This is a genomic window from Pedobacter sp. ok626, assembly GCF_900100435.1.
Classification (GTDB): Bacteria; Bacteroidota; Bacteroidia; order Sphingobacteriales; family Sphingobacteriaceae; genus Pedobacter.
This window is the reverse complement of the sequence record NZ_FNEX01000019.1, coordinates 1-14,372: the sequence shown is the minus strand read 5'-3', so window position 1 is coordinate 14,372 and position 14,372 is coordinate 1. Positions and strand designations below refer to the sequence as shown.

The 14,372-nt window shown below is 38.0% G+C and carries 14 protein-coding genes; 7 read left to right on the top strand and 7 right to left on the bottom strand.

What is annotated here, in order from left to right:
• Position 1: 1 nt before the first annotated feature.
• A complete protein-coding gene (locus tag BLS35_RS22500; RefSeq protein ID WP_090785787.1) occupies positions 2-319 on the bottom strand; it encodes a rhodanese-like domain-containing protein in 318 nt (105 codons plus the stop codon).
• Positions 320-488: 169 nt separating this feature from the next.
• Between BLS35_RS22500 and BLS35_RS22495 the strand changes: the two genes are divergently transcribed.
• Positions 489-1,610, top strand: coding sequence for a DUF4407 domain-containing protein (locus BLS35_RS22495; RefSeq protein ID WP_090785786.1), 1,122 nt, complete (start codon positions 489-491; stop codon positions 1,608-1,610).
• Between the two features lie 34 nt (positions 1,611-1,644).
• Entirely contained in the window at positions 1,645-2,601 is a 957-nt protein-coding gene (locus BLS35_RS22490; RefSeq protein ID WP_090785684.1) for a M20/M25/M40 family metallo-hydrolase, read from the top strand.
• Here the strand turns inward: BLS35_RS22490 and BLS35_RS22485 are convergent.
• Complete coding sequence (locus BLS35_RS22485; RefSeq protein ID WP_090785683.1) at positions 2,598-3,092, bottom strand: GNAT family N-acetyltransferase; 495 nt, start codon at positions 3,090-3,092, stop codon at positions 2,598-2,600. The genes BLS35_RS22490 and BLS35_RS22485 overlap by 4 nt on opposite strands.
• Positions 3,089-3,652: a thiamine pyrophosphokinase gene (locus tag BLS35_RS22480; RefSeq protein WP_090785682.1), complete on the bottom strand. Its 564-nt coding sequence runs from the start codon at positions 3,650-3,652 to the stop codon at positions 3,089-3,091. Before BLS35_RS22480 ends, BLS35_RS22485 begins: the two co-directional genes overlap by 4 nt.
• Positions 3,653-3,780: 128 nt before the next feature.
• On the opposite strand from BLS35_RS22480, the gene BLS35_RS22475 reads away from it, so the two are divergent.
• Both BLS35_RS22475 and BLS35_RS22470 read left to right on the top strand, forming a co-directional pair.
• The gene (locus tag BLS35_RS22475) at positions 3,781-4,434 is read left to right on the top strand and encodes an MgtC/SapB family protein (RefSeq protein WP_090785681.1); all 654 of its coding nucleotides are present in this window, start codon (positions 3,781-3,783) and stop codon (positions 4,432-4,434) included.
• A 15-nt stretch (positions 4,435-4,449) separates the two neighbouring features.
• The gene (locus BLS35_RS22470) at positions 4,450-5,655 is read left to right on the top strand and encodes a DUF2252 domain-containing protein (protein WP_090785680.1); all 1,206 of its coding nucleotides are present in this window, start codon (positions 4,450-4,452) and stop codon (positions 5,653-5,655) included.
• Here the strand turns inward: BLS35_RS22470 and BLS35_RS22465 are convergent.
• A complete protein-coding gene (locus BLS35_RS22465; RefSeq protein ID WP_090785679.1) occupies positions 5,652-5,990 on the bottom strand; it encodes a hypothetical protein in 339 nt (112 codons plus the stop codon). The genes BLS35_RS22470 and BLS35_RS22465 overlap by 4 nt on opposite strands.
• Before the next feature lie 219 nt (positions 5,991-6,209).
• Between BLS35_RS22465 and BLS35_RS22460 the strand changes: the two genes are divergently transcribed.
• On the top strand, positions 6,210-10,079 hold the full coding sequence (locus BLS35_RS22460; RefSeq protein WP_207909160.1) for a TIM-barrel domain-containing protein: 3,870 nt from the start codon (positions 6,210-6,212) through the stop codon (positions 10,077-10,079).
• Positions 10,080-10,167: 88 nt separating this feature from the next.
• Here the strand turns inward: BLS35_RS22460 and BLS35_RS22455 are convergent, their stop codons facing one another.
• Positions 10,168-11,307 carry a sterol desaturase family protein gene (locus BLS35_RS22455; protein WP_090785678.1) on the bottom strand — a complete coding sequence of 380 codons (1,140 nt, stop codon included), beginning with the start codon at positions 11,305-11,307 and terminating at the stop codon, positions 10,168-10,170.
• 236 nt (positions 11,308-11,543) lie between these two features.
• Here BLS35_RS22455 and BLS35_RS22450 point away from each other — a divergent pair, with 236 nt between their 5' ends.
• Both BLS35_RS22450 and BLS35_RS22445 read left to right on the top strand, forming a co-directional pair.
• A complete protein-coding gene (locus tag BLS35_RS22450) occupies positions 11,544-12,188 on the top strand; it encodes a hypothetical protein (protein WP_090785677.1) in 645 nt (214 codons plus the stop codon).
• Between the two features lie 40 nt (positions 12,189-12,228).
• Entirely contained in the window at positions 12,229-12,858 is a 630-nt protein-coding gene (locus BLS35_RS22445; RefSeq protein WP_132226050.1) for a hypothetical protein, read from the top strand.
• Positions 12,859-12,972: 114 nt separating this feature from the next.
• On the opposite strand, the gene BLS35_RS22440 is transcribed toward BLS35_RS22445, so the two are convergent.
• Positions 12,973-13,746, bottom strand: a complete 774-nt coding sequence (locus tag BLS35_RS22440) for an ISAon1 family transposase (protein ID WP_254778889.1) — start codon at positions 13,744-13,746, stop codon at positions 12,973-12,975.
• A gap of 190 nt (positions 13,747-13,936) precedes the next feature.
• Positions 13,937-14,302: an ISAon1 family transposase N-terminal region protein gene (locus tag BLS35_RS22435; RefSeq protein ID WP_090782334.1), complete on the bottom strand. Its 366-nt coding sequence runs from the start codon at positions 14,300-14,302 to the stop codon at positions 13,937-13,939.
• Between the last annotated feature and the right edge of the window lie 70 nt (positions 14,303-14,372).

The window sequence follows — 14,372 nt, the reverse complement described above, 5'->3', positions numbered from 1 at the left end:
CTTAGTAAACAGGCATATTAGGATCAAAAGCTTCTTGCCATGCAAGGATACCACCTTTTAAGTTATAAAGGTTGGTTAAACCCAATTGATGCTCCAATTGCATTACTGCCGCAGCACTTCTTTTACCGCTTCTGCATTGGAAAATTACTGGTTTATCTTGCGCTATTTGATCTGCCTCGATTAAAATACCACCCAAAGGAATGTTCAGGCCATTAAGGTTTGAGGTTTCATATTCAAATGTTTCCCTTACATCAATCAATTGAAAATCTTCATTGTTGTCGATCTTTTCTTTAAGCTCTTGAACTGTTATTTCTTTTATCATGTTATTCAATTTTTTCAAAGATAATTAAATCAAGCATCTTCCTGAAATAAATGGTCCCCTGATCTGGAATATGAAATTCCACTAACAATATGCTATTTATTTCTGTAACAACTTAATACCCCGTGCGTTTAATATGAAGTCTTTATTAACTTTGTTTTTTTACATCATGAATTCTATATCTCGTTTCTTTTGGTTTTGCTCCGGTGCGCACATTTCGACCCTGGCAAAACACCCAACTGAGCACAACAAATATATAGGCATAGGCGCCACCATATTCTTTACCGGGTTGTTTGCAGCCCTTTCGGGTGGCTATGCCATGTACTTTGTTTTTAAAGGTGATCCCGCGGCTGTACTTTTTGCCGTGTTTTTTGGCATCATCTGGGGATTGGCCATTTTTAATATGGATCGATATATCGTATCCAGCATCAATAAAAGCGCCAGCGCCAATAAACAGATCCTACAAGCTACACCTCGTATTTTACTAGCCATTATGATCGGGATTGTCATTTCTCGTCCACTGGAGCTTAAAATATTCGACAAAGAGATTAAAGAGCGCTTAAAGGTAAGCTATCTCAACAACCAACGCTCACAAATTGACACCCTCAACGTCGCATTTGAAAACAAATATGCCATAGAATTAAATAAGCTAGCCGATGCTAAAGCGCAGCGAGATTCGACAGCCAACGGCATAAAATCCGACAGGGAGAAGCTTAACTTTGAAATATTTGGCAATAAAACGACCGAAACATCGGGTATAATGGGCTATGGCCCTTACGCCAAAAGAAAGGAAATCGAATTACAGCAGCGGGAAAAAGAACTAGATACTTTAACTGCCGACGTACGTGCCCTGGAGAAGTTTGTGGATGGTCGCAAACAGTTTGATGGACTGATGACGGAAAAGCTATATACGGGAAAACAACTGGATAGTCTAACCAGCATTGCCGGTTTTGCAGACAGGAATTGGGCCCTGGGACAGCTTAGCTTTAACCGCGACGGAACCAGAGACATGAGTACTTATCTAGCCGTTACATTTATTGGTTTATTATTTATTTTCTTTGAATGTCTGCCAGTTTTCGTAAAATTGATGAGTAGTAAAGGACCGTACGACAAATCGGTGGAAAATTTAGAGCTTACACAAATTTACGAATCCGACAAAGATCGTGAATATGAAACCGCGGTTATTGATGGAATACAGGAAACACGAGTTTCCACTGAAACTGAAAAACGAAAAGAAATTATAAAGGGTCAAGCCTATCACGACCTTCAAAATCATAATTGGGATAGCTAAGCCCATTTAAAAACAACATAATCAAACTGAACTAATGAAAAAAACTGTTTATACGCTTTTAGCGCTATTATTTACCCAGTTAGCCTGGGCTCAAAACATCGACAAAATCATCAATAAGGAATATGTAGACAGGCTAATAAAAACGCTGAGTAGTGACGAAATGGAGGGAAGAGCCACTTTTAGTCCTGGTATTGATAAGGCTGCAACTTTTATCGAATCGGAGTTTAAAAGTATTGGACTCTTACCAATGGAAGGTGAACCCGGATTTAGACAAACCTTTGAAAGGGATGGGAAGCAACTATTTAACGTTGTAGGGATAATTCCAGGCAAGTCTAAAGCCAAAGAATTGGTTGTCTTTTCGGGGCATTATGATCACCTTGGAATTATAAAAGCTACTAGCGATGAACAAGACAGTATAGCCAATGGCGCCGATGATGACGCTTCGGGTACCACTGCAATGATTGCGCTGGCAAAGTATTACAAAAAGCTAAACAACAACGAGCGCACTTTAATTTTCGTGGCCTTTACGGCAGAAGAACTAGGTGGCTTTGGCTCAAAATATTTCTCAAAGAAATTGAATCCAGACGATGTAGTTGCCATGTTTAATATTGAAATGATTGGAAAGGAAAGCAAGTTTGGTAAAAACACCGCTTTTATTACTGGCTTTGACAAGTCTGACTTTGGCAAAATCCTTCAGAAAAATCTAGCTGGAACACCATTTACTTTTCATCCGGATCCTTATATCAAACAAAATCTGTTTTACAGAAGTGACAATGCCACGCTTGCTGCACTAGGTGTTCCGGCACATACCATTAGTACTGATCAGATAGACACAGACCAGTTATATCACACAGTAAAAGACGAGTACAGCACACTAGATTCAGAAAACATTCTGGCCACAGTTAAAGCGATTGCGCTTAGCGCGACGAGTATTGTAAAAGGTACGGATACGCCAACAAGAATCCCTAGACTAATAGAAAAGCACGATTAGATCGCCAATTCCATTACATAATCATTCATAAGGAAACCGTTACCGATATCAAGGTCAACGGTTTCTTTTACATTAAAGCCCGCTTTTAGATAAAATTTGGTCGCCTTATTGTCTCTATTTACGTTCAGCTCCAGCGACTTTCCTCCCGCTCTTCTTACCATATTCACCACCTCATTAATCAGCAGTTTACCCAGGCCTTTTCCATGAGCTTCGGGCAGCACATATAATTTGTGTAATTTATAAATACAGTTAGTCGAATCGTGAATAGAAAAGCTGGCAAAGCCAAGATCGACGTCATTCTCTTCAGCAATTAAAAAAGTATAGCCTTTTTGAAATTGCGAAAGTAACTCTCCCTTGTTGTACATTTTATCTAGCATATATGCTATTTGCTCAGCCGAAATAATGTCACTGTAAGCAGCAGGCCAGGTTTTGTTTGCCATCTTCTGGATACTTTCAATATCCTCTTCTTTCCCGTTTCTTAAAAGAATCATAACACTTCACTTATAAATAGATACTCCGTTGTAAAAATAAACTCTACAAAGCCATCATTAATAACGACGAAGTCCCCGTTTTCTTCTTGCTTAAGATTACTGGTTTCGAAATAAGAGATCACCTCGATTTTAAATACACTGCCTTTTGGCTTCCAGACTTTAAATCCTGATTTTATGGCATATGCCTTTTCCGTTTCAGTAAACACCACAATGTTGATTTCGGAAATGTAGCTGCCCAGTTCCCTTAAATTACTTTTTGTATCGATCACATTAACCGCCTGGTAATTCTCTGCGATCAGGAAGTCTAACACAGCATCCAGCTCTTCCGTTTTAACTTCAATCACCCTCGTGTTTTCCTGAAAGGCATAATTACCCGAAGCATTTACCACTGCATCAACCTTTAAGCCCATACTGATGGCCTTTTCGTAAACCGAATCGTTAACGATCAAAGTTGGGCTCCATTCTAATAATTGCCCTAGATATTCTTCATTAAAAGCACCAAATTGATGAATGTAAAGTGCAGGCTCTTGTTTTTCTCTGATGATATGGTGTGATGACATACAGCAAATATATAAAAACAAAGCATTCCTAATATGCCATGTTTACTAGCAAAAGTAACTAGAGCTCCAGCCTATTGAATAGCAAACAATTAAACGCTAAAAACGTTATAAAACAACATCTGTTTGCTATGCATCAAATCTTTTTAGCTACTCGAATCTATGACGATGAAATATTGAAAATATTTCTTTCCGTTGTATGTGGAAGCATATTGGGCTTTGAAAGAGAAATACGGGGCAAATCTGCGGGGTTCAGGACACTGGCATTGATCTGCTTCGGCTCTACAATATTTACCATATGTTCCTACCTTTTGGGGGTTGAAGATAACCGAGATAGGATAGCTGCCAATATCATTACCGGTATAGGTTTTTTAGGTGCTGGTGTAATATTTAGAAATAACATTAGTGTTTCAGGAATTACGACCGCAGCCTCCATCTGGATTTCAGCTGCCATAGGTATGCTGATTGGCATTGGAGAATATACGCTTGCTGGCCTCTCTGTTGTACTTACTTTGTTTATCTTATACGTAATGGATTATTTCCAATTTTGGATAGATGATCGTTTTCAAAATCGGGATTACCGCATCGTTTTTAAGTATAAAAATGATTGTGCTGAAGTTCATGAGCAGTTTAGGACCTTAAAACTTCGGTACAATAGCCTAAAAGTATCCCGCACTAGCCAACATACGATAATGGAAGTCCGGGTAAGCGGGAAAGGAGATAAACTAGAAGAATTTAATGATTGGTTATTGGACCAGCAAGCGATCGATTCCTTTAACTGGTAATTTATACAAGGTATTATGGATACAATTATTGATAGAATTGCAAGATTCAACGCCCATTTACTTCCTGACATGGTTCAGTTAAAGTATAAAGCAATGAAAGAAAATCCCTTTCGCTTTTTTAGAGGAACTTGTCATCAATTTTACGAAGACTTGTCGCAAGCAGAGGAATTTCCCTCCTCTCCATTAACCTGGATTTGCGGTGATTTGCATCTCGAAAACTTTGGCAGCTTTAAAGGGAATAACCGCATGGTTTATTTTGACCTGAATGACTTTGATGAATCTATGCTGGCTCCCTTGAATTGGGAATTGGCAAGAGTATTAACCAGTATTTATGTGGCTTTTGATGCGCTAAAGCTGAAAAATACGGTGGCGGATGAAATGGTCGCACTATTTTTAAATACATACACAGAAATTCTAAGTAGAGGTAAAGCCCTTTACATCGATCCCAGAACAGCAAAAGGGGTCGTCCGCTTTTTCTTAAATAATGCTAAAAAAAGAAAGGAGAGGGATTTGATCAAAAAGATAACAGATCCAGATCGCAAAAAATTGACGATAAAAATCGACAATATCCTTCATTTTAAATTAAAACCGAAACTAAAAGAAGCACTGATCTCGCATGTATCTGTTTGGTTAAAAAACACACGGGACTGGCCAAATAACTATGTCATTAAAGATGCCGCATTTCGCGTTGCAGGGACCGGTAGTGTTGGCTTAAAGCGATACATGTTCCTTTTGCAGGGGATTAAAGCGAAAGATACTTTCCTGCTGATTGAACTTAAACAAGCAGCGGCATCATCCCTTGCCCCCTATAATAAAACCCATCAACCCCGCTGGGATTCTGAAGCGAAACGCATCATCACCAATAAATATAGAATGCAAAATGTATCTCCTGCCTTATTAAGTAAAACCACTTTTAAGAAAGACGCTTATGTATTACAGGAGATGCAGCCTTATGCCGATAAAATTCATTTTGAACTGCTTGTCAATCGTCTTGAAGATTTGAAAATGGTATTAGCTGATATGGCTACCTTAACAGCTTCATCGCAACTCCGGAGCAGTGGTATCCAGGGATCTGCCATCAACGATGAGCTAACTGCTTTTGCTGCCCATCATGAATGGCATAAACCCTTAATCGCCTATGCAAAAAAATATGCCAACAAAGTGAACACAGATTATCAAGCGTATTTATCTGGCTATAAAATGCTAACTAGCGCTTTCTAATCCGCTCTATAAACGTAAAATTTCTTATTTCTAATTGGCTGCCCTTTAATCTCCAAACACTCCCCTTTTTTGTCTCTCGTGTGTTTGATTACGAACGGCTCATCACTTGCTTTACAAGCTTCATAAGCTAGTTTCAATCGGTCGATATAAGTATCTGCGGCAACTTTCCATTTTTTGCCTAAATACCAAAAATAAGCCGAGACGTTTCTTGAACTTCCTAGCATTTTTCCGTCTAACCTAATATGAGTTGGATTTAGCTCTTTGTAAGGAAGAACTGCCTGGGTATAAAACTCACTAAAATCTTTGTATTCTGGAATAACGTTTACTGTGCTCATAATTCAATTTCCCGCAATTTACGTGATTTCCTACGCTTGTGATAATTTTTGAGATAATATTGTTGGTTGTATACAAAAGGGAATGTCTTTCTTAATGGATTGCAAACGTTTGCGCGGTGTTTAGCAAAGCAAGTACAGCGCTTACTTTGCTACATTTTATAACTTTACATAGCAACAAACCAAAATCTATTTAGTTTCTCAGCAACCACCCATTAAACAATGATGATGAAAATATTTTGCCGATCCAAAGTTCAACGTTCAACCTTGCTTGCATTAGCTTTTCCTTTACTGATTTCTAATGCACCAGCCTGGGCAGCACAAAAAGCAACCATCGTACAACAGCTAACACAACAAGATCAAAAAGTAATTAGTGCAAAGAAAGTCGGCCCGACTGTGATTGAGGTATTACTCTCCAACAATCAACGCCTGACATTAGATTTCTATAGTGATCAAATATTCCGACTTTTCCAGGACAATTCGGGCGGAAGGATGAGAGATCCGGAAGCTAAACCTGCAGCTAAAATCTTAGTGGAAAATCCAAGAAGACCGGTAGCAAAATTAAATCTTGCCGACGGAACTAATCTGGTTACGATAACCACGGATAAAATCATTATTGAAATAGACAAGAATACCACTTTGTTAAAAATCATTAATCCAGTTACCAAGGCTGTTATTCTGGAAGAGGCCGCAGTACCAAGTTTTGGAAAGGCGGATGTAAGGCTGACATTAAAAGAAAATCCACAAGAATATTTTTATGGCGGTGGTGTACAAAATGGTCGTTTTTCACATAAAGGAAAGGCAATTTCCATAGAAAATCAAAACAGCTGGACAGACGGCGGAGTAGCCTCTCCAACGCCATACTATTGGTCCTCTAACGGCTATGGCATAATGTGGAACACCTTCAAAAAAGGCAAATATGAATTTGGAGCTAAGGAAAAGGGATTGGTAAAATTGTCGCACGAAACGGATTATCTGGATGTCTTTTTCATGATCGGCAATGGCCCCAAGGACCTTTTAAACGATTTCTATCAACTAACAGGGAACCCAATATTGTTACCCAAGTTTGGCTTTTATCAAGGGCATTTAAATGCTTACAACCGGGATTTCTGGAAAGAAGATGAAAAAGGGATTTTATTTGAGGATGGCAAGCGCTACAAAGAGAGCCAGAAGGATAACGGTGGCACAAAGGAATCTCTGAACGGAGAAAAAAAGAACTATCAGTTTTCTGCCCGTGCTGTTATTGATCGATATAAAAAGAACGATATGCCATTTGGATGGATACTGCCAAATGACGGTTATGGTGCCGGATACGGACAAACAGAAACTTTGGATGGAAATATTCAGAACCTGAAAAGTTTAGGCGATTACGCGCGTAAAAATGGTGTAGAAATAGGATTGTGGACACAGTCGGATCTTCATCCTAAACCTGAAGTTAGCGCTTTACTACAACGAGATATTTTAAAAGAGGTAAAGGACGCTGGTGTCCGTGTATTAAAAACGGATGTGGCCTGGGTAGGTGCAGGATATTCGTTTGGACTTAACGGAGTGACAGATGTGGCCCAAATTATGTCTAAGTACGGAAATAACAGCCGGCCTTTTATCATCTCCTTAGATGGTTGGGCAGGGACACAACGTTATGCAGGTATTTGGTCGGGCGACCAAACCGGTGGCGTATGGGAATACATTCGTTTTCATATCCCTACTTATTTGGGTTCTGGCTTATCCGGACAACCTAATATTACCTCGGATGTGGATGGTATTTTTGGCGGTAAAAATATAGTAGTCAATACCAGAGATTTCCAATGGAAAACCTTCACGCCAATGCAATTGAATATGGATGGTTGGGGTGCTAACGAGAAGTATCCACAGGCATTAGGCGAGCCTATCACATCCATTAACCGAACCTATTTAAAGCTCAAATCGGAGTTAATGCCTTATTCCTATAGCATTGCAAAGGAGGCTGTTACAGGCTTGCCGATGATCAGGGCAATGTTCCTTGAATATCCGAATGCCTATACTAAAGGAACTGCAACTCAATATCAATTCTTATACGGGCCTAATTTTTTGGTTGCGCCAATCTATCAGGCAACCAAATCAGATGAAAAAGGCAATGACATCCGCAATGGAATTTATCTGCCAGAAGGAGTCTGGATTGATTATTTCACAGGAGAAAAATATGTCGGCAATAGCATCTTAAACAACTTCGACGCACCATTATGGAAGCTTCCTCTGTTTGTAAAAAGCGGAGCAATTATTCCAATGACAAATGCGAACAATAATGTAATGGAGATCAGCAAAGGAACTCGTACTTATGAAATTTATCCATCTGAAAAAAGTTCGTTTAGAGAATATGATGACGATGGAACTACAGAACAATACAAATTAGGCCAAGGGGCATCGACTTTAATTGAAGCGGAAGTCGATCCAAAAAACCGTGCCCTTGTGACCGTCCATCCTTCACAGGGTGATTTTAATGGTTTTGTAAAAGAAAAAGCTACTACATTTAAAATAAATGTAACAGCAAAACCGAAGAACCTCTCTGCTAAAATCGGAGAAAACAAAGTAAAACTGACAGAAGTAAATTCAATGGATGACTTTTTAAAAAAAGAGAATGTATACTTCTACGACGCAAGCCCTAACCTAAATAGGTTTGCAAGTAAGGGAAGCGAATTTGAAAAAATTGCCATCACTAAAAATCCTCAGCTTCTGGTAAAACTTGGCACAACCGACATTACAAAAAATGCCATAAATCTCATCATTGAAGGATTCAAATATAAACCAGCAAATAACCAACTGGTCTCATATGGAAAATTAACACCTCCTATTAACGCGCGCATTACCACAAATAATACAGAGGCTTATACGTTGAAACCGACATGGGAGAAGGTTATTCATGCAGATTTCTACGAAATAGACTTCAATGATATGCATTATACGACCATCAAAGACACCACATTATTATTTGATGGGTTGACGCCAGAAACTACTTATTCTTTTAAACTGCGTGCAGTAAATAAAGACGGCCATTCTGATTGGACAGAAATTAAAGCAACGACTAAGTCTAATCCACTGGAATTTGCTATTCAGGGAATTGTTGCCAAAACAACGGCCGAAAATCAAGGCGGATCTGGCATCGGAAAACTGTTTGATTTTGATGAAGGAAACATGTGGCATACAAAATGGGGTACAAAATCAGTTCCTTTTGATATGATTCTTGATCTAAAATCAATCCATCAACTGGACAAATTCCACTACCTGCCACGTATAGGAAAAGGAAATGGGATATTGCTAAAAGGCCAGGTATTTTATAGCAACAATAAGGAAAACTGGACCTCATCAGGCTCGTTTGACTGGGCAAACGATGATGCTGTTAAAATATTCAACTTCAGCAATCATCCATCAGCTCGCTACCTTAAAATTGAGATTACTGATGGTGTGGGCGGTTTTGGCTCAGGTCGTGAATTATATGTGTTTAAAGTTCCTGGAACAGAAAGCTATCTGCCTGGAGACATTAACAATGACCGTTTGATTGACAGAAATGACCTGACTTCTTATACCAACTACACGGGATTGAGAAAAGGTGATGCCGACTTTGAAGGGTATATCAGCAACGGTGACATCAATAAAAATAACCTGATCGATGCTTATGACATTTCGGTTCTCGCTACGCAGCTTGACGGCGGGATAGACGATCGTAAAATTGATAAAGTAGCTGGTAAGCTTGAGATAAGTACCGAGAAACAAAACTATAACAAAGATGAAATCATCGAAATTAAAGTGAAAGGCACAGGCCTTAAATCTGTGAATGCTTTAAGTTTTGCATTGCCATACAATCCACAGGATTACGATTTTGTAGGGCTGCAAGCATTGAACATGAAACAGATGGACAATCTGACTTATGATAGACTGCACACGAACGGAACTAAAGCCTTGTATGCAACATTTGTGAACGTAGGGAATAAAAAAGCCTTAGAAGGCAGCAATGATCTGTTTATACTGAAATTGAGAGCCAAACGCAAAGTGAAATTTGATCTTAAGGCTATTGATGGCTTTTTGGTTGATAAGAACCTGGAAACAGTTAAATTCTAAACAGATTTCAATAATTGCTTAATGCATTATAAAAAACCTCTCCAAATGGAGAGGCTTTAATGTTAAAGGAGTAGGACATAAACAAGCATTATCGTTGGCTGCGCTCCTCCATATTCAAATCCGTATCAAATGGACTTTTTGTAAAAGGGTAAATTGATTGTTTTACAAATCCTTTAGGGTATTGAGCCTCGTGTACACCTGTTCCAGCTGGCCATTTCTTGCCCGGCAGGTAATAGGTGCCGAAAATCATGTCAATAAAGGGGAATATCGAAGCGAAGTTATGCCCATAATACTTAGGGTCTTCACAATGATGCCAGTGATGGTATTGAGGAGTAGTAAATATGTATTTTAGAAAGCCAAAATTAATGCGGGTATTGGCATGTATAAGAACTGCATGAATCGCTATAAAAATAATATATACATTAAAAACTGTAGAAGAAAAACCCAAGATGTATAAGGGAATAAAAGTCATGGCTCTGGTAAAAAATATATCCATAAAATGGGTACGACTACCTGCCAACCAGTCCATACTTTTTGTAGAGTGGTGAATCGAGTGAAACCTCCACAAAGATACCCTGGTATGAAAAAAACGATGTGCCCAATATTGGAAAAGGTCTGTTGTGAAAAAAGCCAGAAATAAGGCTAATAAAAAAGGTAAGCTCTGCACCCAATCGTGTATTTTATCCAAACCAATCCAACCAAAGAATAATACAGCAGGTTTTTGGGTCACTATCCCAAAAAACTGGATAAAAAGATGACTAATAACAAAATACATCAGATCCGTTCGCCATTCTTCATGAAACTTAGTCTGTGATTTATTTTTAGGAAAGAAAAGCTCCAAAGGAATAAAAATAGCCGTCATGAGTAGTAAATCCAGCAACATCCAATCCAGCCCAAAATGCCAACTTGTCTTCTCAACAGCCCGGCCTTCTACTGTAAAAGCACCTAAAAGAATAGCTATACCGGCAATTCCTGAGCCGATCAAAGCCCATTTTAGTCTTTTACTGAGGATTAAACTAAGTATAGCAAAGAAAAACGTAGCGATGATTCCACCCGCCATTAAAGTTTCCATACTCTCTTTAGTATACACCTCTCGGAATTCAGGGGTAGTTAGTTGTTCAGGATAACGGAAGCAGAAAATTCCAAGCAATACCAGTATTGATAAAAAAATGGAAATGTATCCACTAATTTGGCCTTGACCAACCTTTAAACGCTTATTAGGTGACATAAAAAAATGGTAATTTTAGTTTTTTAGAGATTATTTATGAGGTGAAGATATAAAAAATAGCCATGTTAGCCTTCTTTTGACGAGTATTGTGTATTTTGTTTACAGCTTGATTTCTTTTTTACCGCGGTGCAGCTAGTTTAAAGAATAATTTATTACGATTAATTGCATTACGGTAATTTTTTTATTCCATTGCTTTTAAATAGTTTTAGTTATAAAAACCTCCTGAACAAATAATAATGTATCAAATCGAAGAAACTGGTGGCGCAAACATTGGATTTGGCCGAGCCACATGGCCATTTGCGAAATTGTTAGTTAATAAAAATGAATTGCAACTGAATGCATCAATCATAGGTACAGTGTATTTCAGGCCTTCTGATATTATCTCTATCGAACCATCCACGTTATTTTCTGGAACTGGCATAAAAATTAATCATCGGGTTAATGAATACAGTGAAAAGGTTATCTTTTTAACTTCCGGCAGCCGCGATTTGATAAAGCGAATAGAAGATACCGGATTTTTAAATAACCCTGGCCTTATACCTGCAGAAGTCGAGGCCAAGATAATTAAATATCAATCAAGCGGAAGTTTTCCAATGAAATGGCCAGCGGTAATAGTTTTTGTTGTTATTTGGAATTTATTATTCCTAAGCGATCAACTGGGTTATTTTGGCAATACTCAAAATCCTATCCCATTTGGAATAGGCGTGCAATTTGCTTTAGCATTTGCCTTTTTATTTGCCTTATCGATCCAATTATCAGAACCTTTCAGCCGACTTATATTAAAACAGGGCCGTAAAACACGAGAAATTAGATCATTCTTGCTCTTTTTAATGTTTATAACCGGACTTATGTTTACAGTGATTTCGCTCATACCCCATTAGACGTCAGGTTCAAAAAAAAGGAAAATAAATAACTTAAATTGTGAAAAACACCTACCTATACTTTGTATTCATTTTGATTTCAGCCCAAATGAATTTATTCGCTCAAAATATTAAAAATAAAGACAATTATAACTATCAAGTAAGAGAGGAAAAAGGCGACTTAAATAATGATGGTAAAATGGACAAGATAACGGTAAAAATGGATACATTAAATGAAACAAGGCCATTAATATTGCAAATATTCCTTTCTCAGCCAAATGGAAAATTAACTCTAGCTGTATCTTCAACCAAAATAATTGAACCACAATATCCTATTGAAAACCAAGGAAAATTTAATGGATACCAAATTCCAACTTTTTTTATTGAAAAAGGGATTTTAACAATGTGGAGCGAAATTAAAGGGGGGAATATTACTTACGATTTCAAATATCACAATGGCAATTTTGAATTAATTAATGTAAAAAAGTTAACCAATAACGCAACCAAAGGATATATTGACGAAAACACAATATTTACAGAAACTAAATTTAACTTAATCACAGGGCTCAGAACCGAAACTGATGAAATATTAGGTTCAAAGAAAACATTAAATAAAAGAAAAAAAATAGTATTAATTAGACCCTTACCGAAAATACAGGATTTTAAATTTTCCGATAAAAAATTATATTAAAAAACGAACGACTAACGTTACAAGGGCATCAATGCTTTGGAAATACTTTACAGGTTGGCTGGCTGAGATCGGATCAATCCCAAAACTTGTGGAGCAAGAATGATTTTTCTGTTTTTAAGCATACAATTGCGTTAGTCTGTACAGGAAGAATTCTATGTTTTTTACACCTCTAAACAGGTTTCTAAAAGCCTTTATTTTTGCATTAAAAGATTCCGCTGAAGCATTAGTAGATCTGTTATCAAAGTAGTTCAATATAGTCTGATAATGGTTCTGTATCGACCTGGCAATTGTATTAAAAGATTTGAATCCCGTTTGTCGTACTTTTTCATGCCATTTGGCCAATCTCGCCAAGGCGAAGACTTTATCTGTTGTATTTTCAAAGATTTGACTAAGTCCAAAACTGAGTCCATAGGCTGTTTTAAGGTCAGGAAACCTTCCGAATAGGAGTTCTGCACGATCCTTTTGACTGTCTATCCAATCAGAAGGCTTTTTATATAATACATATCTGCTACGAGCCAGCAATTGCTTTATCGTATCTCCATTATGGAGTACTTCCGCTTGAAATGGCCGGCCTGTCTTTTTTGATCTTTCTATAGCTTCATTTTCCTGATCCATAGCTTCCCATCTGTGTTTGATCCGCATTTCCTGTAGCGCCTCGGTGGCCAGTTTCTGTACATGAAACCGATCTGTCACTCTGGTTGCCTGCGGAAAACAACGTTTGCAGATCAATTCCATATTACCTGCCATATCCAGGGTAACTTCAGTCACTTTTTTTCTTGCTCTTTCTGGAATTCGTTTCAGTACTGAGATGACTGTTTCGGCTTTGGTGCCTGCTACAATGGCAACAATAGCGCCTTTCTTACCTTTCGCTGATTTGTTGGTAAGGATGGTGTAAAGCTCACCATGAGATAGACTGGTTTCGTCTATAGAAAGCTGTTCACCTAGGTTTTCAGGATACAGCAGCCATTCTTTTGCATGTGATTTCTGATCCCAATTTTTAAAGTCACTGAGGTAATCACGATATTGACGAAGTAGATTCTTAGCTTTTACACCATAGAATGAACTGATGGCATCAACGCTACTCGGTGCTGTATCGATTGATTTCTTTTAAAAAAGCCGCGAAATCCCCAGTCATTCGCGTTCCCTTTTCTACTAAAGTCCAATTCCGATAAATCACCTTAGAAGTTTCTGTATTGAGCCATCGGCGTCTGCGGATATGAAAAAACACTTTATGTCCACGGATAGGAAAGTCTTGAATTACAATCTGAGGGAAAAAGCCTTTAGACAAAACTTTGATCCCATCCCATTCTAAGGGGGGATTATTCAACTCTTCGAGTTCGATATGGAAGGTTTCACTATCCTCAATAACCCCTTTGAATTCAAAATTCTCTAGTATAAAATCTGGCAGAAATAATCTGAGCAAGGATGCAGTAGCTGATGGCATAAATATAAAACGGTATAGAAATACAAAATTATAATTTTAACTCCTGCTCCACAAGTTTTGGGATTGATCC

Excerpts from the sequence above, each read along its gene's own strand:
- BLS35_RS22495 (WP_090785786.1), top strand. The coding sequence starts at position 489 with ATGAATTCTATATCTCGTTTCTTTTGGTTTTGCTCCGGTGCGCACATT.
- BLS35_RS22490 (WP_090785684.1), top strand. The coding sequence starts at position 1,645 with ATGAAAAAAACTGTTTATACGCTTTTAGCGCTATTATTTACCCAGTTA.
- BLS35_RS22485 (WP_090785683.1), bottom strand. The coding sequence starts at position 3,092 with ATGATTCTTTTAAGAAACGGGAAAGAAGAGGATATTGAAAGTATCCAG.
- BLS35_RS22480 (WP_090785682.1), bottom strand. The coding sequence starts at position 3,652 with ATGTCATCACACCATATCATCAGAGAAAAACAAGAGCCTGCACTTTAC.
- BLS35_RS22475 (WP_090785681.1), top strand. The coding sequence starts at position 3,781 with ATGCATCAAATCTTTTTAGCTACTCGAATCTATGACGATGAAATATTG.
- BLS35_RS22470 (WP_090785680.1), top strand. The coding sequence starts at position 4,450 with ATGGATACAATTATTGATAGAATTGCAAGATTCAACGCCCATTTACTT.
- BLS35_RS22465 (WP_090785679.1), bottom strand. The coding sequence starts at position 5,990 with ATGAGCACAGTAAACGTTATTCCAGAATACAAAGATTTTAGTGAGTTT.
- BLS35_RS22460 (WP_207909160.1), top strand. The coding sequence starts at position 6,210 with ATGATGATGAAAATATTTTGCCGATCCAAAGTTCAACGTTCAACCTTG.
- BLS35_RS22455 (WP_090785678.1), bottom strand. The coding sequence starts at position 11,307 with ATGTCACCTAATAAGCGTTTAAAGGTTGGTCAAGGCCAAATTAGTGGA.
- BLS35_RS22450 (WP_090785677.1), top strand. The coding sequence starts at position 11,544 with ATGTATCAAATCGAAGAAACTGGTGGCGCAAACATTGGATTTGGCCGA.
- BLS35_RS22435 (WP_090782334.1), bottom strand. The coding sequence starts at position 14,302 with ATGCCATCAGCTACTGCATCCTTGCTCAGATTATTTCTGCCAGATTTT.